17 protein-coding genes are annotated in these 21476 nt (G+C 48.7%); 7 read left to right on the forward strand and 10 right to left on the reverse strand.

Annotated elements, in window-relative coordinates:
• Nucleotides 1-27 precede the first annotated feature (27 nt).
• Nucleotides 28-3465 carry a caspase family protein gene (locus FSB84_RS15740; protein ID WP_130538892.1) on the forward strand — a complete coding sequence of 1146 codons (3438 nt, stop codon included), beginning with the start codon at nt 28-30 and terminating at the stop codon, nt 3463-3465.
• An 8-nt stretch (nt 3466-3473) separates the two neighbouring features.
• On the opposite strand, the gene FSB84_RS15745 is transcribed toward FSB84_RS15740, so the two are convergent.
• Together FSB84_RS15745 and FSB84_RS15750 are read right to left on the reverse strand one after the other, a co-directional pair.
• Complete coding sequence (locus FSB84_RS15745; protein ID WP_130538893.1) at nt 3474-4436, reverse strand: MsnO8 family LLM class oxidoreductase; 963 nt, start codon at nt 4434-4436, stop codon at nt 3474-3476.
• Nucleotides 4437-4445: 9 nt separating this feature from the next.
• Nucleotides 4446-5201, reverse strand: coding sequence for a phytanoyl-CoA dioxygenase family protein (locus tag FSB84_RS15750; protein ID WP_158643933.1), 756 nt, complete (start codon nt 5199-5201; stop codon nt 4446-4448).
• 43 nt (nt 5202-5244) lie between these two features.
• Here FSB84_RS15750 and FSB84_RS15755 point away from each other — a divergent pair, with 43 nt between their 5' ends.
• A complete protein-coding gene (locus FSB84_RS15755; RefSeq protein ID WP_158643934.1) occupies nt 5245-6180 on the forward strand; it encodes a JmjC domain-containing protein in 936 nt (311 codons plus the stop codon).
• Here the strand turns inward: FSB84_RS15755 and FSB84_RS15760 are convergent.
• From FSB84_RS15760 to FSB84_RS15795, 8 genes are all read right to left on the reverse strand, one after another.
• Nucleotides 6135-7331 carry a cytochrome P450 gene (locus tag FSB84_RS15760; protein WP_130538896.1) on the reverse strand — a complete coding sequence of 399 codons (1197 nt, stop codon included), beginning with the start codon at nt 7329-7331 and terminating at the stop codon, nt 6135-6137. The genes FSB84_RS15755 and FSB84_RS15760 overlap by 46 nt on opposite strands.
• A gap of 26 nt (nt 7332-7357) precedes the next feature.
• Nucleotides 7358-7621, reverse strand: coding sequence for a Nif11-like leader peptide family natural product precursor (locus tag FSB84_RS15765; RefSeq protein WP_130538897.1), 264 nt, complete (start codon nt 7619-7621; stop codon nt 7358-7360).
• 31 nt (nt 7622-7652) lie between these two features.
• Nucleotides 7653-8933 (reverse strand): radical SAM protein, encoded by a 1281-nt coding sequence (locus tag FSB84_RS15770; RefSeq protein ID WP_130538898.1) that lies wholly within the window; start codon nt 8931-8933, stop codon nt 7653-7655.
• Nucleotides 8934-9021: 88 nt separating this feature from the next.
• Nucleotides 9022-10119: a hypothetical protein gene (locus tag FSB84_RS15775; protein ID WP_130538899.1), complete on the reverse strand. Its 1098-nt coding sequence runs from the start codon at nt 10117-10119 to the stop codon at nt 9022-9024.
• A 53-nt stretch (nt 10120-10172) separates the two neighbouring features.
• On the reverse strand, nt 10173-12305 hold the full coding sequence (locus FSB84_RS15780) for an ATP-binding cassette domain-containing protein (protein ID WP_130538900.1): 2133 nt from the start codon (nt 12303-12305) through the stop codon (nt 10173-10175).
• A 9-nt stretch (nt 12306-12314) separates the two neighbouring features.
• Nucleotides 12315-14462 carry an NHLP family bacteriocin export ABC transporter peptidase/permease/ATPase subunit gene (locus tag FSB84_RS15785; RefSeq protein WP_130538901.1) on the reverse strand — a complete coding sequence of 716 codons (2148 nt, stop codon included), beginning with the start codon at nt 14460-14462 and terminating at the stop codon, nt 12315-12317.
• Nucleotides 14459-15622, reverse strand: a complete 1164-nt coding sequence (locus FSB84_RS15790) for an NHLP bacteriocin system secretion protein (RefSeq protein WP_130538902.1) — start codon at nt 15620-15622, stop codon at nt 14459-14461. The genes FSB84_RS15785 and FSB84_RS15790 overlap by 4 nt, the downstream gene beginning before the upstream one ends.
• Nucleotides 15623-15636: 14 nt before the next feature.
• Nucleotides 15637-16410 carry a hypothetical protein gene (locus FSB84_RS15795; protein ID WP_130538903.1) on the reverse strand — a complete coding sequence of 258 codons (774 nt, stop codon included), beginning with the start codon at nt 16408-16410 and terminating at the stop codon, nt 15637-15639.
• Nucleotides 16411-16791: 381 nt separating this feature from the next.
• On the opposite strand from FSB84_RS15795, the gene FSB84_RS15800 reads away from it, so the two are divergent.
• From FSB84_RS15800 to FSB84_RS15820, 5 genes are all read left to right on the forward strand, one after another.
• Nucleotides 16792-17136: a hypothetical protein gene (locus FSB84_RS15800; protein ID WP_130538904.1), complete on the forward strand. Its 345-nt coding sequence runs from the start codon at nt 16792-16794 to the stop codon at nt 17134-17136.
• A gap of 125 nt (nt 17137-17261) precedes the next feature.
• Nucleotides 17262-19664 (forward strand): TonB-dependent receptor, encoded by a 2403-nt coding sequence (locus FSB84_RS15805; RefSeq protein WP_130538905.1) that lies wholly within the window; start codon nt 17262-17264, stop codon nt 19662-19664.
• A 22-nt stretch (nt 19665-19686) separates the two neighbouring features.
• A complete protein-coding gene (locus FSB84_RS15810) occupies nt 19687-20163 on the forward strand; it encodes a DUF4625 domain-containing protein (RefSeq protein WP_130538906.1) in 477 nt (158 codons plus the stop codon).
• Nucleotides 20164-20210: 47 nt separating this feature from the next.
• Nucleotides 20211-20924 (forward strand): DUF4625 domain-containing protein, encoded by a 714-nt coding sequence (locus FSB84_RS15815; RefSeq protein ID WP_130538907.1) that lies wholly within the window; start codon nt 20211-20213, stop codon nt 20922-20924.
• A 92-nt stretch (nt 20925-21016) separates the two neighbouring features.
• Nucleotides 21017-21445 (forward strand): Fur family transcriptional regulator, encoded by a 429-nt coding sequence (locus FSB84_RS15820; protein ID WP_130538908.1) that lies wholly within the window; start codon nt 21017-21019, stop codon nt 21443-21445.
• The last annotated feature ends 31 nt before the right edge of the window (nt 21446-21476 follow it).

Below are 21476 nucleotides of genomic sequence, written 5' to 3' on the forward strand. Positions count from 1 at the left end.
TGGCATCCTCTCCCAAAAAATGTTTTCATGAAAGTCGTTTCCCTGCTGCTTTCCATCGTATTCATGCTGGGGCAGATCCATGCCCAGGAGCAGGATCTCCGGTTGATGCTTCCTATCGGGCATACAGCACATATCAGCTCCATCCAATTGAGCAATGAACAGGAATTCCTGCTGACCGGCGCCAATGATAATACCATCAAGGTCTGGGATGGCAAGACCGGCACCATGCGGCTCAATATCCGGATGAAAGGACAGGTTGGCGCTGCCAGGCTCAGCCACGACGAGAACTGGATCGTAGGAGCCGCCAGCGAAGACTCGGTAAGGGTCTTCAACAGAAAGACCGGTAAGCTCCGCATTGCCAAAAAAGTATCCTGGGGCACAGGCGGCGCCATCTTTTCCGGCAACGATTCTTCTATCCTTGCCTTCGGTGTAACTGATGCGCAACTTTTTGATGCGTTCACCGGCAAAACACTGCTAACCATTCCAGCCCGTAACGGTAACCTCATAACGGCTGTTTTCAGTCCCGATGAAAAACTGATCCTCACCTGTGGTACCCATGGCGGTGTGGAACTCTGGGATGTGCAAACAAAAAAAATACGCTACCGCCTGCAAAGCGCCATGGAATACGTTCATGCCGCTATCTTCAGCTATGATGGGAGCAAGGTGGCCGTAGCCTCCGATACTGCTCTCACTATCTGGAACACAACAACAGGGAAAGTTCACCTGAACCTGAAACATGCAGGCGATGCAGTCAGGATGACCGCGTTCAGTCCCGATGATAAATATATTCTCTCCGGTAACTGGCGTAATGAAACCATCATCTGGGAGGCAGCTACAGGACGCAAGGTCCGTACATTGACGCATTCGGCTGATCTGATTGCTATCAGCCCCGATGGAAAAAAGGTAGCATTGGGCGGAGGAGATGATCGTGGTGTGGCCGTATTTGATATGACCACCGGAAAAAAGATCACCCATGTTTATCCGCGGGAATCTCTTTCCCAGCTACTTTTCAGCAAAACCGGATTGTCTTTCGTAACAGGTACCGTTATGGGACACCTGGATGTTTTTGATGCTGAAAAGGGCGACTGGCGGCTGACCTTCAACGGTCATGTACATGCGAACTGGACCAGCCGCTTCAGCCCGGATGGGAGTACCCTTCTTACCTCTCCATACGACGGAAGCCTTAAATTATGGGACAGGAAAAAAGGCGAATTGAAAAAGACAGTCTGGAATATCAGGGGAGGCCCGGAGTTCAGCCCGGATGGCACAAAACTCATTGCCTCCTGCTGGGATAGCACCGCAAGGATCATCGATGTTGCATCAGGTGAAACCTGGATGACCATGAACGGCCATAAAAGCCTGATGATCGATGCCTGTTTCAACAAAGACGGCTCCATGGCCATCACACAGGATTTTGACGGCATCGTTCAATTATGGGATCTGGTCAGCCGGAAATCCACTCTCCGCATTGAAGCCGGCCCGGAAGTGCGGAAAGTAGCTTTCAACCCGGATGGCACAAAATTCTATCTCTATCACTACCACGATAAATTCATAGCGGTTAGAAGCACTAAAAACGGTGATGTGTTGTACACGGTGCCGGTGGACAATTGCCAGATAGATCAGTTTGAATTTACACACGATGGTAAATATTATTTTACCTCTACCGGATGCAGCACGTTTGTAGGGGATGCTGTTACCGGAAAGATACTGTATACAAAAAGCCAGGGATCAGCGGGAAGGGAAGGCAGGCTCGATCCTTCCGGCGAACGCCTGCTGCTGCTGAACAGTAAGAATATGGAGCTTTGGGACTGGCAGAACAACCGGCTGATCGTGAAAGAGGAACATACAGGCGAGAAACTGGAGAAAGCTTTTTACAGCCCGGATGGCAAAACCCTTGTTATAACAACCGACGATGGATATATGCAGATCCGGGAAGCCGGCACCCTGCGCCTCATCACCACACTCGAAGGTCATGAAGGCGGTGTGAATACCATCGATTTTTTTTCTACGGAAAACCTGATGGTCAGTTGCGGCGCGGATTTTACCGGCAAGCTCTGGGACCTGAAAACCGGTAGCCTGGTCTATACCTTTTTTGCCCTGGGCAATGAAGATTATTTCACCCTGCTGCCTTCGCATTATTACCGGTCCACACCCATGGCTTCCAGGATGCTTTACTACACCAGCAAGGATCAGGACTGGATCTCCTTTGAACAGCTCGACCTGAAGTATAACCGGCCCGACCTGGTATTGAAGAGTGCCGGTTCTGCCAACAAAAAACTGATCTCCACTTTCTATGAGGCTTACCTGCGCCGGCTCAGGCGACAGGGATTTGATTCGCTTACTCTTCAGAGTAAGGTGGCAGCACCGCAATTCGATTTTGCGAATGGGAAGGAATTCATTTCAACCAAACAATATCCTTCCAAAGTGTCCATACGCATCAGGGTAGAGGACAGGAACCTGCCGCTGGATCGTTTCAATGTATGGGTCAATGAAGTGCCGCTCTGGAATAACAGGGGTGTTTCCCTGAAGCACCTGAACTCCGGTACATTCGATACTATCATTACGGTATCCCTTTCCGAAGGATACAACCTGGTGGAAGGTACGGCCATGAATGCAGAGGGACTCGAAAGCCTGCGCAAATCCATGGTGATCGGTAAGGTGCCCGACGAGCAAAAAGCAAAGGCGCGCAAATGTTATTTTGTTGGCGTTGCGATAGAACGGTTTGCAGACACCGGCAACAACCTGCTCTGGAGTGTGAAGGATATCCGGGCACTCGCCGGTGCTTTTAAGGAAAAGTACGGCAGTGCGCATATCGTTATCGATACACTGTTCAATGAAAAAGTGTCGCTGGCCGCCATTCTTCAATTGAAGAAAAAACTGCTGAAGGCCGATATCAACGATGTGGTGGTGATTGCTTATTCAGGCCATGGCCTGTTAAGCAACGACTTTGATTATTACTTTCCCACCTGGCAAGTTGATTTCAGCAAACCGGAGAAAGGTGGTATCCCTTACGACAGCCTTGAATCACTGGTCAACAATATTCCGCCTCGACAAAAACTGATGATCATCGATGCCTGTCATTCAGGTGAGGTAGACAAGGAAGATATGAAGATGGGAGAAGAAGGCGGCATCGCCTACCTGCCTGATTCCTACCAGTCAAAGGGAGAGGCCATGGCGCCTCAAACAGTGTTCGAACTGATGCAGGAGATCTTTCCCGATGTGGGCAGGAACTCAGGTACCACCATTCTTTCAGCCTCCCGTGGTACACAAACAGCCAATGAATGGGATGAGATCAAACACAGCATTTTTACTTATTCCATACTCGAGTTGCTGCAACAACAACCTCATGCTTCGGTATGGCAGTTGAAGGAGCATACTTATCGCAGGGTGATGGAGCTCACCAATGGTGTGCAAAGGCCAACCACCCGCCAGGAGATGAAGAACTCCGACTGGATGGTCTGGTAGTTGAAAAATTAGAAACAGGCTTTTGCCAGGAGCCGGAAAATAGTCAGTTTATCTTTTTGATCTGAAGAATGCACCAGCAGCATCAGCTCATCGGCGCTGTAATTGTCAGCGAACGCCTGCAGTTGCTGGCCGATGGTTTGTGGCGGACCCCAGATAATTTTTTGCCGGTTCTCCATCACCTGAATTTGTTCATCGCCGGAGAATTCATATTGCTGTGCAGTTCCCGGCAATAGAGGCAGTTGTTTTTTTCTGTCTGATCGCAACAGTCCGAAGTCCAGCTCCCGCAGTAATCGCTTCAAATCTTTTTCTTCCTCCGCACAGATCACAAAAACAGCCATACTGATTTTTGGAATCCTGTTTACTTCATTGGGTGAGAAGTGATCACGGTACAGCTGTACGGTGGCTGGTCCATCGGTGGGATTGATGAAGTGGGCATACGAGAGGGGCAGACCCAGTTCCGCAGCCAGCCTGGCAGTAGGCATGCCCGAACTGAGGAGCCAGCGTTCCGGTAAGTTTTTCGGTTGTTCCAATCCGTTATCGTGTTGCCCAAGCAACTCCGATAATTCGAGGATATTGTGCTTGTATGTACCGATATCATAAGTATGTGCGGGGTTCAATAATTGCCGCACCAGCGTCGATTCGCTGCCGCCTCTGCCAATGCCGAGGTCGATGCGGCCCGGATACAGGGTGTGCAGCATTTTGAAAGTATCCGCTACCTGCTGAACCGGATGATTAGGCAGCAGGAGCCCGCCGGCGCCGATCCTGATGGAACTGGTTTCTGCTGCCAGTCTCGCCATCAGTATTGCCGGAGAGGCACAGGCAAATTGTGTTGAGTTATGATGCTCTGTAACCCAGAAACGATGATAGCCCCATTGCTCCGCCAGTTTGGCGAGCGTGATGCAGTGCTGGATGCTTTCCCTGGGCGTGCTGCCGGGATTCACCAGGGTTTGATCGAGGATGGATAATTGCATGCCGTCTTCCTACATTTTTTGTGCAGCACCAGACCCGGGTAAACCAAAATCTTTCATGAACTGCGGCCGGAAATTACCTTCGGCAGCCTTGTTGTAGGTGAACAGGATGGCGCTTCTTCCCATTGCAGAGAAATTAGGGGCGGACTGATGCGGAGCAAAACCATCGAAAACAATCACATCACCCGGCAACGTTTCCAGCTTTTCGAACGGCAGCGCCTGTGCAGCAGCTGCTTCGATAGGTTGCATATACTCACTCATGATGCCTTTCTTGTGCTCGCCGGGAGCGATCTCCAGACAACCATTCTCCACCGTCGCATTTTCGCAGGAGATAAAAATGGAAATGATATTGGTCATATATTTCTGCCAGATACCGCTCATGTCCTGGTGCGGTAAAAAGCCCCGGCCGCCCGGTTGCTTGAAGTTGATCTTATCAGTGCATAATATGGCCTCTTCCCCGAAGATGGCAGCTACCACCGATAAAAAGTAAGGGGATTGTGCGGTTCCCATCAAGGCAGGGCTGCACTCCAGGAAATTGGAGATCTTGTGCATCACTTTCCGGTTGCTGCCATCCACTGCATTTTCAAAAGTGATCAGTTCAGGATGCTGCCTGCACAGGCGTTTGATCTCCTGTTTCAACAGTTCCATTTCCGCTTCCGTAAAAACATTGCGCAACACATAGTAGCCATGGATGTCATAGGCTTCACGGATGTTCCGGAGCGTTTCGGGAGAAAGGTTGTTGCTGGCCGGGATATTAATTTTATCCATAAAAAGTTTCCTGACGATTAGTTGTTTTAATTTGATCCCTGAAATGAAAATATACCATATTCCTGAACAACCCTTCAAGGGAAAAATAGATCCAGGCAGTTTGCCTGCCGATCCTTCCATTTTTTTTGATGGTCTGCAGGCGCCGGTATCCGCCGGTATTCATTTTCTCGATACCGCGGGTGAAAGAAAATATGGCGGCAGGCTCAAAGACCTTGACAAACTCCGGGAATCATTACCTTTTTTGTCTGTCAGGTATCCTCAGCTCGTTCTGGTGCTGAAAAATCTTTTGTCTTCCAAAACCCTTGCCAATACTTATCTTCCGCTGAAAGATCAGTTTGCTGAAAAAACATTTTTTCCTTTCCTGCATATGGCGGGCACCGTTTCACAAAAAGGAGGCAGCATCGGTTATCATCTCGATAATTACCATGTGTTCATCCTGCAGGCCGAGGGGCGCAGAACCTGGAATATTTGGAACAAGAATGTACTGACGGCCGAAGAATCATCCTGCTTTGTCAGAGAAGATCCCGAAGAAACCAGTATTGCCATTCAAAAGCAACGGCCCCCCGATCATGTATTTACCCTCGAACCCGGCGAATTCATTTTTATTCCCGCGCTCTTTCCGCATGAAGGCATCAGTTCCATGGAAGATGGATTGTCCATCAGTCTTTCCTACGTTTACACTGCGCTCTCCGGTTTCAAACTGTTGAGGCCGGCATTGCCCCGGTCGGTTACTGCGGTGCTTCGTTATACAGATGAACGCACCAGGCCCTTGTATGAGATCATTCACGAGCTTCCGTTGCAGGAAGAGGAATACAGGCACTGGTTGCAAATTAACCTCGAACATTTCGGACAATTGCTGCCAGCGGAGATCCGTTCATTACTGCATAACCAACCGGAACCATTAACCGAATACTGGCTGAATCTTTTTTCCGGTCAGGCCGGCACCAGCGCGGAACGTTTTTCCAGCAACACATTGTGAAGGGGAAAGGGATTCAGAGAGATGGTATTCCGGAGCACAGGCACAAAGTGGCCGCGGCCGGAAACAATATTTTCCGACAGGATCTTCTCCACAAATGCCCGGATGATCCTGAAAGAAAGATTGGTGCCGGGGCATTTGGTAAAGCTGCGACCGAATGGAATGAATGCCCAGGGATCTACCTTTCCACCTGCCATGAAACGCGCAGGTTGATAAGTGTCCGGGAACTCCCAGCATTCAGGGACCCGATGGGTCAGCAGGGGAGAGATATGCAAAAGATCCCCGGCAATGAAATGATGCCCGCAAAGAGAGAAATTGTTCATGGCAGTGCGGTGGAAAAGCCAGTTGGGCGGGAATAGTCTCAGTGATTCAAGTATTACCGCATACAGATAACCGTTAGTTTGACTGTTGGGATCATCGGTCTTTTCGGAAGACTGGCCGTAGTTCCTGCAGAATGCATCTTCAAATGCCGCCAGGTTGGAGATGATCCAGCCAATGGCATTACTGATATTCTTGCAGGAGAAATGAATGATGCCGATCAGGCTGTCCACTTCTTCCTTGAACCTGCTGTACAGTTCAGGATCGGTAAGGCCTGCGGGCAGGTCCCTGCCGATCTGTTTGTACATATCGAGAGCAAACTGTCGCTGGTCTGTTACGGCCTGTGCGAAAAAGATCCGGTCCGGTAAACCGGGTGTTCTGTTATCGTTGAGTTCCGACTTGTACCATTCCACCCTGTCGGAGGCTGTCATGAACAGTTCCAGGGATGCAGGAGGAATGGGAGCTCCGTATCCTGAGAGCATGAGGGAAAGAACCGCCAGGTTCAGTTTCCGTTCATCGATCGTATGATGGTTTCCATCGCTGCTGTAAATACTGGCAGCGGGGAGACCGGGATCCAAACTTTGTACATGATCATTTTTCAGCGAGCGAAGCGCCAATGGAAGCCCTTCTTCCCGAATACTTTCCATCAGCTGACGCCAATAGAAAATTTTGGAAGGCCGGGTAACACGCTGCGCTTCTTCTAACAACACAGCCCTGATGGCATCAGGGCTGCAAAGAATGAATTCCCGCCTGTTGCCTGCAGAGATATTGATGATGGGGGATGAAACGGATGCCAGCCGGAGGATGCCGGCTGGTGATAAGATCGGTACGCTCATGAGATCCTCACTGAGTGAATAATGAATTAGTCGCCGCTGTACCAGCACTGCGTGGGTTTGGAACCCATCATGCTCTGACCGCCGGCAATATCGTCGAGGTCATCATCGCTCATGGCATCCAGCCCGAAAGCCTGCGCCTGTGCACTGATCTCTTCAACGCTGAAATTGAAACCGAGCGAAGCAGCAAATTCGGCGATAGCTTCGGGAGTCTGCAGTTGGGAGAAGCGATCTTTCAGACTCTGGTCTTTTTCGAGTTCACTCATGAACTCTCTGAATTGTGAATTGCTCATAGTGTTGTATGGGTTTTGGATAAATAATAAATCAGGTGTGATAAATATCGTTGGTGATCTTTAATCCTCTTTGCTTCAGGTCTATCAGATCGAAATAATGATTACGGATATCGTTGCAGTTGGGGAATTCGGCCTGCAGGGTTTTGTCAACATCATACAACTCACCATAGTCGCCTTTCTGGAAACAGAAACGGTGAATGACACAGGACTTGCAGGCATTCAAATCGTAATCATATTGTTGCCGGAATTCTTTCAGCCCTTTGAATGCATCCACCCCGTTCTCCCAGATATTACCTGCACAGAATTCCGGTTTATGGAGATTGTCGTTGTAATATACATTGCCATCGAACTTCAATACGTAGTAAGACATGGGTACTGCCGACGGGGTTCGCGTGTACAGCGTATTCAGGATCTTGCCGTACCGGCTTGGACGAAGAAGATAGGCGAGATAAGGTTTTCGCTCAAGGATCTCCGTTAGGATGCGGCCCAGTTCCCGGTAGCCAAAATAATCGATCTTCTCATCCGTCTTCGGTGTGGAATCCGGAGGCGGTACATCGGCCAGGGCACCGGTATAACGGATCACATTGTAATTCCAGCCGTAGAGGCCGAGACTGTGACAGAGTTCCAGCATTTCTTCCACATGGATCACGTTCTCTTCGGTGATCACGGATTTTACAGACACGGGAACGCCGATGGACAACAGGTATTTGATATTCTCGATCACCTTGTGAAAGGTGTTCTTCTGCCTGTATCTTTCATGGATCTCTGCGCGGGGGCCGTCCAGTGAAATGCGGATATGAGCTGTTTTGTTGTTCTCGAAAATTTCCCGGATGAGCTTATTCTCGCGGATCTTCTGGTGCACGCCATTGGAGGTGAGCCAGATCCGGAAGCCTTTATCGTGGATGTACTTGAACCAGTGTTCTATACCTTCCTTCACAAAAACTTCTCCGCCGGTAAACTGGAATGTTTTCTGATTACGGGATTTCTGGTCGAAATGATCGGCCACCATTTTGAAATCCTCGAAGGAGATCTCCTTGATCTTCGAAAAATTATAGCCGCGGAAACAGTAGTCGCAAACGATATTGCAGCGGTTGGTTACGCAGATGAGCAGTTGGTCGAATTCCGTGGCGCCGAAATCGTAACCAAGTACTTTGGAGCCTTTGGGAGTGATCTGTTGTTTTGCGGGCCTGTCCCTTTTTTGTACATACCATTCCAGGTAATCAGGCAGGAGATAATACCGGTGGTCATTCCATTCAAGGGTATTCACCCTTACGGCATCTCCGGTTTGGCAGTAATCATCAAATAAACCCATAAGCAATTAGTATAGTGCGTTAAGTTAATGAAAATCTGATACCTGAATAGCCGTCTGTACGCATTTATTATTCAGATAACAAACAAGTCTATTTGCTGTCCTTGCAATGTTCGGCCAGATATGCATCGATATAGTTCTTGTATTGATTGATCTCATTGATGCTGCCTGCAGTTTTGTTCAGTTCTGAATTGTATTTGTCAACGGCTTTGTTGAGTGCCGCCATTTGCTTGTTCACTTCACCTTTTACTTCCTGGTAATCGCTCCAGTTATTGATATTATCTCTAAAATTCTTGATCGCGCCCAGCAAGCTGCCCAGTTTCCCCAGGTCGGTAACCGCATGGGTAAGGATGGTATTATGTACATCTTCCGAATATAGCGCCTCCAGTGCTTTATCGCCTTTTTTGATGGCTTCATACACCGCCACTTTGGTCACATATTTTACGCCGGCATCTTTAGCTGTTTTCAGGAGATGGCCCTGTGGTGAGGAAATATTGATCAGGTCCTCGATAGTGTTGGCGGCCATTTTCAGGGTAAGCCTAACGATTTGCCAGTCACTGGTGGCTACTTTCGATGTCTTCAGCAAAGTATCCTTCAAGTTTTTGATATCGGATACCAGTTCTGCTTTTATCTTGTACTTGTTGCGTTGCCTGTCCCACAGGGCCGGCAGTTTGTTGTCGCGGTATTGGACCAGCTGTTTGCAGTCAATGGCCTTGTTCTTATCCGTGTTCGTATTTGCAGTGGCGGCCTCTTTGATGGAAACCAGTTCCAGCTTGATATTGCTCAGGCGGGATCTGAATTTATCGTTGTATTGTTTATCGCTTTTGCATTTGGTGCTGAAGTCATGTCCGTCGAACCAGGGACTGCCTCCGGCTTTTGCTTTGGGGTTCACCGTGAGTGAAAAGGTATGGGTGGATTTGTTGCCGCAGAAATCGGAATAGGTGGCAAGGAATTTCACATATAGTTTGGTTTCTGAAAGATTTTGCACCAGTACGGAAGTGCCTTCCGAGCCCATGGACCAGCCCGTTGAGCCGATAAATGCCGTGATGCGCTTATCGCCTGCACCGCTCAGATCCCACTTGAGGAATTTACCGGTAAAGTTCTGTGCAGACACGGTAGGAGAGATAAAGAGGAACAATAAGGCTGCGGAAAAAAGACGCAGCAGGTTTTCTTGTAACTGGGCAAGCATGGTTGTTGGGATAAATAGTTTAACACTAATAAATATAACCGAAAAGAACCGGTTCATTTCAATTGACGCCTTGCGAAATTTTGAAAGGGACCTTCGGTTGTCATCAGTTCTGCAGGACTACCCGCCTGGATGATCTTTCCGTTGCCGATAAAATACACCCGGTCTGCCGCCATGATGGTTTCCAGCCGGTGGGCGATGATCAGTTTGGTGGCTTTGGTCTCGTGCAGGGTATGGGTAATGATGGCCTGTGAAATATTATCCAGTGCACTGGTTGCCTCATCGAAAAGGATGATCCGCGGATTCCCGGACAGCGCTCTTGCAATGAGCAGGCGCTGCTGTTGTCCACCGGAAAAACTGCCTCCTGCATCCGACACAACAGTATGCAAACCCATCGGTAATGCCTCGATCTCTTTTTTCATTCCCACTTTCGCCAGTGCTTCCCACACCGCCGTATAACCGGAGTGGCCGCCGGAAATATTCTCATAGATACTTCCCCCTGTGAGTGTACTGTTTTGCAGCACCACACCCATATTGCGCCGGACAGCTTTTATGTTCAGTTGTTTCAGGTCCTGCTCATCGAAGTAAATAGAACCTGCTTTGGGTGTTTCAAAACCGAGCAGCAAACGGAATATGGTGGATTTTCCGGAACCGGACGCGCCTACAAAAGCCACCGTCTCTCCTTCGTTGATCGCGAAAGACATGCCATCTATGATCGGGGGTGTATCCTCTCCATACGAATAGGATACCTGGTTGAATTCAATGCGGCCATCGAGGGTGAGTTGTTCCTGTGGACCAGGTTCTTTTTCTCCGGCTGTATTTAATATGGGCTCCAGTTTTTTGAACAGGGCCACTGCTTTGAGAATGCCGCTGACACTGGATCCCAGGGCAATAACATTGGCGGCCAGTAATCCGAAGGCAGTGATGAATCCCGCAAAATCACCGGGACGAATACTGTTGATGACCTGCCCGGAGAATCCATAGATCATCAGCAGGGCGAGGCTGGGGAAAAGATAGTTCAACAGTTGGATCTGTTGCTCTGCCTGCAGGGTATCCTGGGCAAGTGTTCTTTCTTTGGCATAATGTCCGCTCCATTGCCGAAGTACAAAGAGTTCCTTGCCTGCTGTTTTGATCTTGGCGATCCCTGAAATGAATTGATAGATGCGGGAATTGAGAGCAGTCTTTGCCTGCAGCTGCCTGCTATTGGCGAGGTTCTCTCTCCGGTAAGAAATGAACAGCAGCACCAGGTAGATCAAAAGAGCAGCCAGGGCCAGCAGTCCTAACCGGGTGGAATACACGAACATCAGTCCCAGGTTGAACAGCAGCTGCAGGCTGCTGAAAAAAGCCAATACTACACCGCTGCTGATCATCACGCGGATCTTACTGAAGCCGAGAGATCGTTCCACCAGTTCACCGGCACTGGTCTTTGCAAAGAAACCGGCAGGCAGGTTCAAGATCTTATTGAAAAAAGCGACCTGCAGTTTTAGGTCTGCTTTGGTTTCGAAACGTAAAAGCACCAGGTTGCGATAAACAGAGAAACAAAAGATAAGCAGTCCGATCAGCAATAATAAAATACATAATTGCACCAGCATGCCACTGTTGGCGGAAGGGATCACGTTACCGATCAGTGAGCTGAAAGCCAGGGGCAGCACCAGGTTCAGGCCGCTGATGACCACGGAGCTGCCGGCAAATGCCAGCAATTCCTTTCTTCGCCCTGAGAGCGCAAACTGTAGTAAGGAGCGGTTGGAGATGGGTTCTTCGCCGAGCAATGCACAAAATACAAAAGCCGCTTCACTGAGATTTGCCGCCAGCGCCGCATCGATTTTCTGCCGCTGACCTGCCTTCGGATCCACCAGGAAATAATTTCCCTTCTCCTGGAGGATTGCGCATACTGCCCCGTCTTTCGTGAATCCCACCATCGATCCCAGATCGGATGTCCACCAGTTACCCTGCAGCCTTACCTTTCTTGCCAGCACATTGGATTGCCGCGCGATGGCCTGCAGTTGCCGTGTGATGGTTTGCGAGCCGTTACCCGCAATTGGCTGAAAATACAGGCCCTGCCCGGCACCGGCCAGGTTCATGCATTGCAGCAGCAGTCCATGTCCGAGCGCATGTCCATTCCCGTTATCATGGCGGAGAACGGAAAGCAGGTCTGATTCTATTTGTGCTACAAAAGATGGCCCGGCCATAATATGTTGTTATTCGGTTTCTTTCAAAAATTGCTGGTACAGGGGACTATCCCTTAGCAGTACTTCGTGTGTGCCCCGGTGTTCTATCACGCCGCGATTCAATACAATGATCTGGTCGCAGTCCCTGATGGTGCTTAGCCGGTGGGCAATGATCACCAGGGTGATGCCGAGACCTTTTATATTCTGACAGATCCTGAATTCCGTTTCGGGGTCCAGGGCGCTGGTGGCTTCGTCCAGCACCAGGATGCGGGGCTTCTTGATCAGTGCTCTGGCTATTTCCATCCGCTGCCTTTCGCCACCGCTGAAATTCCTGCCACCTTCATGGAGCTGGCTGAAATAGCCGCCCGGTCTTTTAGAGATCACATCATGTATCTCTGCCAGCCGGCAGGCATGAATGATATGCTCCATGGCAATGCTCTCGTCCCAGAAGGTCAATACATCTTTGACAGTGCCTGCGAAAAGTTCTATCTCCTGGTCCACCATGCCGATGGAAGCTGTCCGTAATGCCTTCGGTAACTGTTCAAGATCCTTACCATCAAACTGCACGCTTCCTTTCCAGGGTTCGTACAGGCCGGTGATCAGTTTGGCCAGGGTGGACTTGCCGGACCCCGACAACCCGATAAAAGCAAAACTTTGCCCACGGGGTATCTGCAGGGAAATATCATTGATGATGGGCGGCGCCATCTGATTATAACCGAAGCTGAGTGCCTGCAGGCTGATGGCGCCAGACAATTGCTCTGCTACAACGGATGGGGTAAGCTGGCGGGTGTTTTCTTTGTCCGGGTAATGAAGGATATCGTACAGGCTTCTGAAATAGGAGCCTAACATGGAAAGCTCGCTGCTGGAGTCTGCCACTCTCTGTACAGGTACAAAGAACTGTTGGAACAGTACGGTGAAGGTAAGCAGCAGGCCTACGGAAAGATCACCTTTCATCACTTCATAGCCACCGATCAGGAGGATCAGGCCCAGATTGACCAGGGAAAGAAGGCCGGGAAGTGCTCGGCTAACGGTAGTGTGTAAGCGCGTTTGCTGGCTGCTGATCAGGTAACGTGCGTGGAAGCCTGCCCATTTGCGGAAGAATTCGTTCTCACGGGCCGAGGATTTGATGGACTCGATGGCCTGTAGTCCGGTATAGGAAACTCCGGAGAGGCTGCTGCTGTCTTTAACGAATCGGTTGTAAACGGCATTTCTACGCAGGCCCAGCCAGTAGAAGAGACGCATCGTAACTGCTGCGATCACCAGGCAGATCAGCGCCAGTTTAACACTGTACACAAACATGACCCCGAGAAAGAATAGGGAAGACAGCAGTGATACAACGGTTGAGAGGAGGCTGCCTGTCAGCGATTCGGCTACGAGGTTGGCAAACTCCACACGGGAACTGATCTCGGCCTTGCTGCGCTGCTGATAAAACGACATCGGCAGGTGAAAGATCTTTACCAGCAAGCGGTAAGCCAGCAGCACACTGAGCTTGGTGTTCAGTCTCCGGATAACGGTCTGCTGGATCATCATGAGTGCTGCATTGATCAGGATGGCGGCGCCAAGACTGACCATGATGGGTACCAGCCAGAAAGTATTATTTTGTATGAGAACGAAATCGATGAAGATGCGGGTAATGGAAGGAATTACCAGCGCCGGAGCCAGCGCCAGCAGGCCGGCGAACAAAAGAAAATACAATGTTCTTTTCGAACCGCTGAGCAGTTCCCATATCTTTTGGGTAACATTGAAAGGCGCACCTTGTTTTTTGAAACCTTCCGCAGGTTCCAGTTGCAGCACCACACCGGAATAGGAGCCGGCAAATTCTTCCGGCGTTACCCAGATCTTACCCAGGGCAGGATCGTTGAGGAAGACTTTATTTTCAGTTGCTCCTTCCACTACCAGAAAGTGATTGCTCTCCCAGAAAACGATAAAGGGAAAGGGTAGTGCCAATGCCTGCTGCGCAGTCTTCTTGAAACCCTGCGCTTTCATTCCGAGAGTGCGGGCCGCTACCACGATATTTTTGGCGCTGGTCCCATCCCGGCTCACACCACAAATGGTTCTCAATTGTTCCAATGGAAGATAGGATCCAAAATAGGAACAGATGATCCCCAATGAGGCAGCTCCGCATTCCACTGCTTCCATCTGCAGCAACACCGGGGTATTGACTCTTCTGGCACTCATCTGGAATGCTTCAATGAAGGAAATATGAAAGAGATGGGCGATCGTTCTTCAGCAATGATATTCGCCCGGATCAGTGTGCCACTCATAACATCTGTTTCCGGACCGCGGCCGGAAGTCCATTTGTATTTACTGAAGGTGCTGCTATCGGTAGACAGTCTCACTTCCGCCACCATGGGCAGACCATCGCGGGAGAGTTCTTCCACCAGTTTGCTGTTGCGTAAAGTACGGTTCATACCCGCTTCCGTGAGGGTGTATTTTGAAATATAGCTGACAGTACCCAACAGGTAACCGTGTTCTTCGGGAGGAATGGTGGAAGGCGCTATCTGTACTGTCATGCCCGGTTGCAGCTTCTTGCCTTCATTAGCGTTTACATATACCTGTGCGATCAGTTCGTTGCGGTCATAATCCTGGTTCTCCATCACCAGGAAAGTGCTGCCTTCATTGAAAATATCTCCATTGTTGAAGGCCATATCGATAACGGTACCGCTATAGGGACTGACGATCTGCGACTGGTTGACGAGCTGATTCTTTTTGAATTGCAGTTCGCTTTCATAAGTGCGCAGGTTGTTCCGGAATTCGAAGATCCGGGCGTGGTTGTAATTGACGAGGTCTGTCATTCGCAGCAGTTCGGTTTGCCGGTCCTTTTCAAGCCCTGCCTTTTCCTGTTCGTAGTTTTCTGCTTCAGAGTTAAGTGACCTGAGCTGCCTGTCGTAACCGGCAATAGTTGCTTTCAGCTGTTGAATAGACTTGTTACGCACTGCCAGGTCAGTATTATCCAGCAGCCAGTTCAGGCTTTTGCGGATGTCTCGGATCTGGGTTTCGAGTTTTTTGATATCGAAGATCAGTTCCAGTTGTTCTACGGTGGCCAGGATCTCGCCCTGCTCTACCTGCTGACCGATCTTTACGTTGAGCTGACTGATCTTCCCGGGGAAGGGGACTTTTATTTCACTGATGCCGGATTCATTGATGAGAATGCCTTTGCCTTTTACATAGACGGGTACGCTGGAAACGATGCTCCAGATAATGGTAGCTACGATGATGGCGAAAATAAAACTGATAAACATTTTCTGCCGGGGGCGAACCAGTTGCACAGCCTGGTCCACCTTGTCCGGGGATCTGTGAATATCCAGTTCTTCAGCGCTTGCCTGCTGTATGTTCATAAGGTGGTAGGCTGTTAGTTATTGGTGATCACCCAGTGGCCGGGTTGTGTTGTAATGAAGCAGTGCTTTTTTGCGGAGCGGAACTGATCGAGGCTTTCCACGATCACCTGGTGGCAGCCGGCCACGCCGCGAAGCTGGTATTCTTTTCCGGCGTATACGATACCCTTGTATTCATCCTCTACATAGAGGTAGAGATTTTTGGAAGAGTTGTTGACCACTTTCAAGATGGGGCCGGAAGGCTTTGCAGCAGCAGATCCGGGAGCTCCTTTTGCGCGGAAACCCCGGTTGGTTTTCGAAAGCGCAGGAGGCGGCGGCGGTGGTGGCGGAGGAGGAGAAGAAATGTCTACGGGTTCGTCCTGTTGCATTTCGTCAAGAAGCGCGATGGTCTCCTTGTTAATGGAATAGGCAACAGCCATTCTGTACACATTGCTGATTTCGGGCTTCATCATCCCGCGCCCCTTTACTTTTACCAACAATCCGGCAGTTGTATCCATCAATGACCTGGCATCGATATACGGCGATTTAAGTCGTTTTGCTTTTTCAAGGCTGTCGAGGTATTCCACTGTTTTCAGTAAAGCAGCGAAATCCCTGGTCATCAGGGCCGAGTCGATAGCAAATCCAATATTGCCGGAGGGAAGGCCAAATGCTTCCAGTATGGAGATACCCTGCAAACGTTTGGTGGCAACTTTTGCGAGCATACTCTGGCTTTTTTCTTTGGTGGTTTCTTCCTGGGAATAGCCTGCCAAACAAGCCATCAGGCCCAGGACGAACAGGGTCGTTTTTTTCATAAGAAGCGAAAGTGATTGATGCTCCAAATTAATGCCTTTTTCCCCACTTTATCATAATTGTGCCTGGGTTCTTCCCGGAAAATCTAACATCACATAATATTAGATCGGACAATGATCCCTATCAAAAGGCAGACACTGTTGCAGAAGTCACCGCATCTTCCGATACAAAGCCGTTGCAGCAAAGAAGAGAGATGGACTCTCTGATTTTTGAAATGGGCCATCACATCCGACAAAAATTACAGGGGATTTTTGAAAGCGACCTTAAAGTGATGAAGCTTAACGACCAGAAATTTACTTTTGGCCATCAGTCATCTTAAAAATTCAATTTAAACACAAATTAATGCGGCAGTCTCCGGAATATTTTGCAACTTTGTTGCATTAATGAAAAGAGGCATTTTACATACATCGGAGAAAAGCAGCAGGATGATTGCCATGCTGTTGCTAATCTGCTTTGCCTATGCAAGCTTCTTTCCGCTGCTGCATTCGCATGCCTGCATCGGGCACTATGAGCAATCTTCAGAGGAAGACGCCGGCACACTCACTGCGGTTTGTAAAATTTGCGACCACTTTGTACACCAGCAAGGCAAGGAATTTCAGCTCTCATATCCTCCCACGATCACTCCCATACTACCTGCGCCCATTGAACACGATGGTCCTGTTTGCGCCGGAATATATGAGATGACCCTCAATGCCTTTACCAATAAAGGTCCTCCCGTATTGGCATAACCGAACTTCTGAAACGGCGCACTGCGCCTGTACATTTTTTTCTATCAATTTATTGCTGCAGCATTCCCACGGGAAAGCGCTCACCCACGTCTTTACAGGCTTCCGGCCTGTGAAGTATCCATTGTATGTTCAGGATATACACTATACTATTGGTCTGCCTGTTCTGGCAGGCTGCCGCTCATGGCCAAACACATCATCTTACAGGGCAGGTTAGAAACAGCCATCATGCACCGCTGAAGGGTGTTGCGCTGAACCTCTTACCCCGTGGATGGAACACTGTAACAGACTCTGCCGGACGATTTTCATTCGGGCCGATTGTCAATGGCGATTACATCATTATTGCACAGTTCCCTGGTTATCGCGACCAGAGGTTGCAGGTAAAGATCAGGGGCCGGTCTGCCGATACAACTATTGTGATGCGCCAGCTGGTGACTGAACTTGAAGAAGTGGTGGTCCGCGATAACCAGGTACAGGTGAGAAAAGCAGAAGAATCATTGAACCTGGAAGTAGTGAAAACAGATTTTATTCACCGTCATCTGGGTGGAAGCCTGATGAAAACCCTGGAGCGATTACCTGGCATCAAAACCATTGGTATCGGTTCCGGTCAATCGAAACCGTTGATCAGAGGACTTGGATTCAATCGTGTTGTGGTGGTGGAGAATGGCATCAAGCACGAAGGGCAGCAGTGGGGAGCAGACCATGGCCTTGAACTGGACCAGTTTGCAGCCGGTGAAGTGGAATTGATCAAAGGAGCTGCTTCCTTTGTATATGGATCGGATGCCATCGGAGGCGCCATCGATGTAAAACCTGTCTCGCTGCCTGCAGAGAAAAGTATCGGTGGCTCGGCAGACCTTGTGGGCAAATCGAATAACCATCTCTATGGAGGTTCTGTAAATCTGTACAGCAGAAGTAAGCAATGGTTTGCCAATGCCAGGATCAGCTGGCAGGATTATGCTGATTATCGCGTACCTGCCGATACTGTGTACGTATACAGTTATGCAGTTGGACTGCATAAGAACTATTTGAGGAATACAGCGGGGCGTGAATCCGGACTGCATTTTTCCGGCGGATATGCAGGAGATCGTTTCAGGTCCGTGTTCTACGTAAGCAAGGTTTTCAGTAAAAGCGGATTCTTTGCCAATGCACATGGCCTGGAGCCGCGCAGGGTAAATGCAGAACTTCATGATCATTCTTCAAGGGATATCCTGCAACCCAGGCAGGAAGTGAATCATTTCAAACTGATCAACCGCAGCAGCCTCGAAGCAGGCAAGCACCTGCTGGAGCTGGATCTTGGATATCAACGGAATTTCAGACAGGAGTTCAATCAATATGTGAACCACGGCTATATGCCACCGTTATACCCTGATACATTGGGAGTCCCTTCCAACCTTGAACGGGAATTTGACAAGCATGTGTATTCCTTCAGCTTCAGGGATAAGATCACATGGGGAAAACATACAATCACTGCGGGTTTGAATAGTGAGTTCCAGGATAACAAGATCAGTGGCTGGAGTTTCCTGGTGCCAGCATTCAGGCAGTTCACCGCAGGCGCATTCCTCTATGATAAATATAAATTGAATGACAGGTTTCTGTTACACGGTGCCATCCGGTTCGATCACGGCCAGTTGAAAACTTTCGGTTATACTGACTGGTTCTCTTCAAGAATAAATATAGAAGGGAGCACAGTTAACCAGCACCTGATCAGGGCAGATGCTTTAAGGAGAAATTTTCAAAGTTGGGTTTGGTCGCTTGGTATGAATTACAACCTGGGGAGTTTTTCTGCAAAGCTCAACCTGGGCAAGAGTTTCCGGATGCCCATCGCGAAAGAGCTTTCTGCCAATGGTGTGAACTATCATTATTTCAGTTATGAAAAAGGTGATCCAACATTATCTCCGGAACAATCTTACCAGATTGATCTCAGTCTTGGATGGGAAGCCGGTAAATGGTCTGTGTTGCTGAGCCCTTTTTACAACTATTTCCCCAATTATATCTATCTCAATCCTACTGCTTTTCATGATTACGATTATGGAGCGGGCAATCAGGTTTTTCAATATGCTCAAAGCCGTGTATTTCGCTATGGCGGAGAGTTACAGGCCAGGTTCCGGTTTGTGAAGAACCTTGCAATGGAATTCACCGGAGAATATCTTTATGCAGAACAATTATCCGGCAACAAAAAAGGATACACACTCCCTTTTTCCCCGCCGCCTTCAGGCTTGATCAACCTCACATGGTCACCCCAATGGAACGGTTCATTCCGGAAAACTTATTTCTCCCTCGATTATCGCATCACAACGGAGCAAAATAAGATAGTGCCGCCCGAAAAGAAAACACCAGGATACAATGTGTTCAATTTCCAGGCGGGAAGCAGGTTCGTGGTTGCAAAACAATCATTGCAAATGAGCCTGCAGGTGCAAAATATATTCAACACGAAATATATGAACCATACCAGCTTTTACAGGCTGATAGAACTTCCTGAGCAGGGAAGGAATATCGTGCTGTTGCTGAAGGTTCCTTTTGCGATAAAATGAAAAAATAAACAAAACCCCTTTTATGAAACTGATAAAATATGCAGGCGCGCTATGCCTGATCTGTGCAACAGTTCTTTCCGGTTGCAGTAAAGATGAGAAAACGGTGGATACCGAATATCCGGTGATAGACTTATCCGCAGCCTCTTCTTTCCCAAAACAATGCAGTGAATTGAAACGTGGTGAGACTTTCAATTTTAAAGCTCTGCTGAAAGACAATGCAAAACTTGGGTCTTTTTCGCTGGATATCCATCACAACTTCGATCACCATTCACACAGTACAGAAGTGAATAGTTGCAACATGGATCCGGTTAAAGCGCCGGTCAATCCCATGTTATACATCAGGTCGTTTCCCATTCCCGATGGCCGGAACAGTTTTGAAGCTGATGTGGAAATAGCAGTTCCTTCTGATATAGATCCCGGTGATTATCATTTCATGATTCTCTTAACTGATGCCGAAGGCTGGCAGACCATAAAAGGATTAAGTATAAAAATCAAATAACCACACAGCTCACTATCAATATTCATTCAATATTTAAATGCTAATCTATGAGACAAATTTTCAATTGGGCTCTTTCTGTTCTTTTGCTTTCTGTTTTGTTCACTGCCTGTTCCAAAGATGATGAAGCTGCAGTGCCGGCTCCCGATATCACCGGTATCGAGATCGGATCAGACAACAGCAAAATTGCTTATGCCGGATCTGATATTCATATCGAAGCTAAAATTACTGCTCCGGGAAATATCGGCTCCGTGACTGTTGAGATCCATCCTGAAGCGGGAAGTGGCTGGAAGTTCGATTCGGTATATACCACAGGCTTTGCCGGGCTTAAATCAGCAGAGTTCCATAAACATATCGACATCCCTGCTGAGGCACTTACCGGACATTACCATCTTCACTTTGTTGTTACTGATCAGCGTGGCCAGAAAAAGGAATTCGAGGTCGAAATTGAGATCAAAAATGATCCGACACTGCCATCGATTTCGGAACTGGACCTGGCGCTGGAGGATGGAGGCGCTGAGTTGCACCTGGAAACAGATATAACCGCCCCGAATAAGATCGCTAAAGTTGAAGTGGAGATCCACGGCAACTGGGAAAAGGAATTCTCCTTCACGGATGCGGCCATGGTTGGACAAACAAATTTTCATTTCCATAAGCATTTAGATATAAGCGCCGCTCCGAAGGGACACTATCATGTTCACCTGAAAGTGATAGACCAGGCAGGGAAAGAAAAGGAGTTTGAAGATCATTTTGATAAACCTTAACCTGACAGAAAATTATGATGGAGCCGCCTGGCTCCATCATATCAAGATTTGGGTGTTGTATCAAGAATTGCCTGATCCAAAAACATCCGGTTATGAAAGTAACAGAAGTAGCTGTACTCCAGCTGCTGAAACGGTACAAGATCAATGTCACGCAGAATCGCATCAGGGTCTTGTATGCGATCCTTTCCATGAAAGGCGTTGTTTCGGCCAGCAGCATACATGCTGAAACGTACATCAATGCAGACCGGGTGACCATTTACCGGACGCTGAAAGTTTTTGAGAAGAAAGGACTGTTGCAATTGGTGGCTAACACTCTCGGGAAAGTGGAATTCTGCATTAAACCGGGAATAGCAGGTATAAAGGAGATTGAGACAGTGTATGCCCGGTCTGTCTGTACTGCCTGTGGTACTCAGGTGTTGTTGGATTTTCCGAAAGCGGCAAATATAGAAGGCATGTACGGGTTCGATCCTTCCGAGATACTGATCCGCGGTTTGTGCCGGTCCTGTAAGTTTTGTGGCTGATCACTATTGTTGAACCTTAATAAAATGCATT

The sequence above is a fragment of the Pseudobacter ginsenosidimutans genome (genome assembly GCF_007970185.1).
Taxonomy (GTDB): Bacteria; Bacteroidota; Bacteroidia; order Chitinophagales; family Chitinophagaceae; genus Pseudobacter; species Pseudobacter ginsenosidimutans.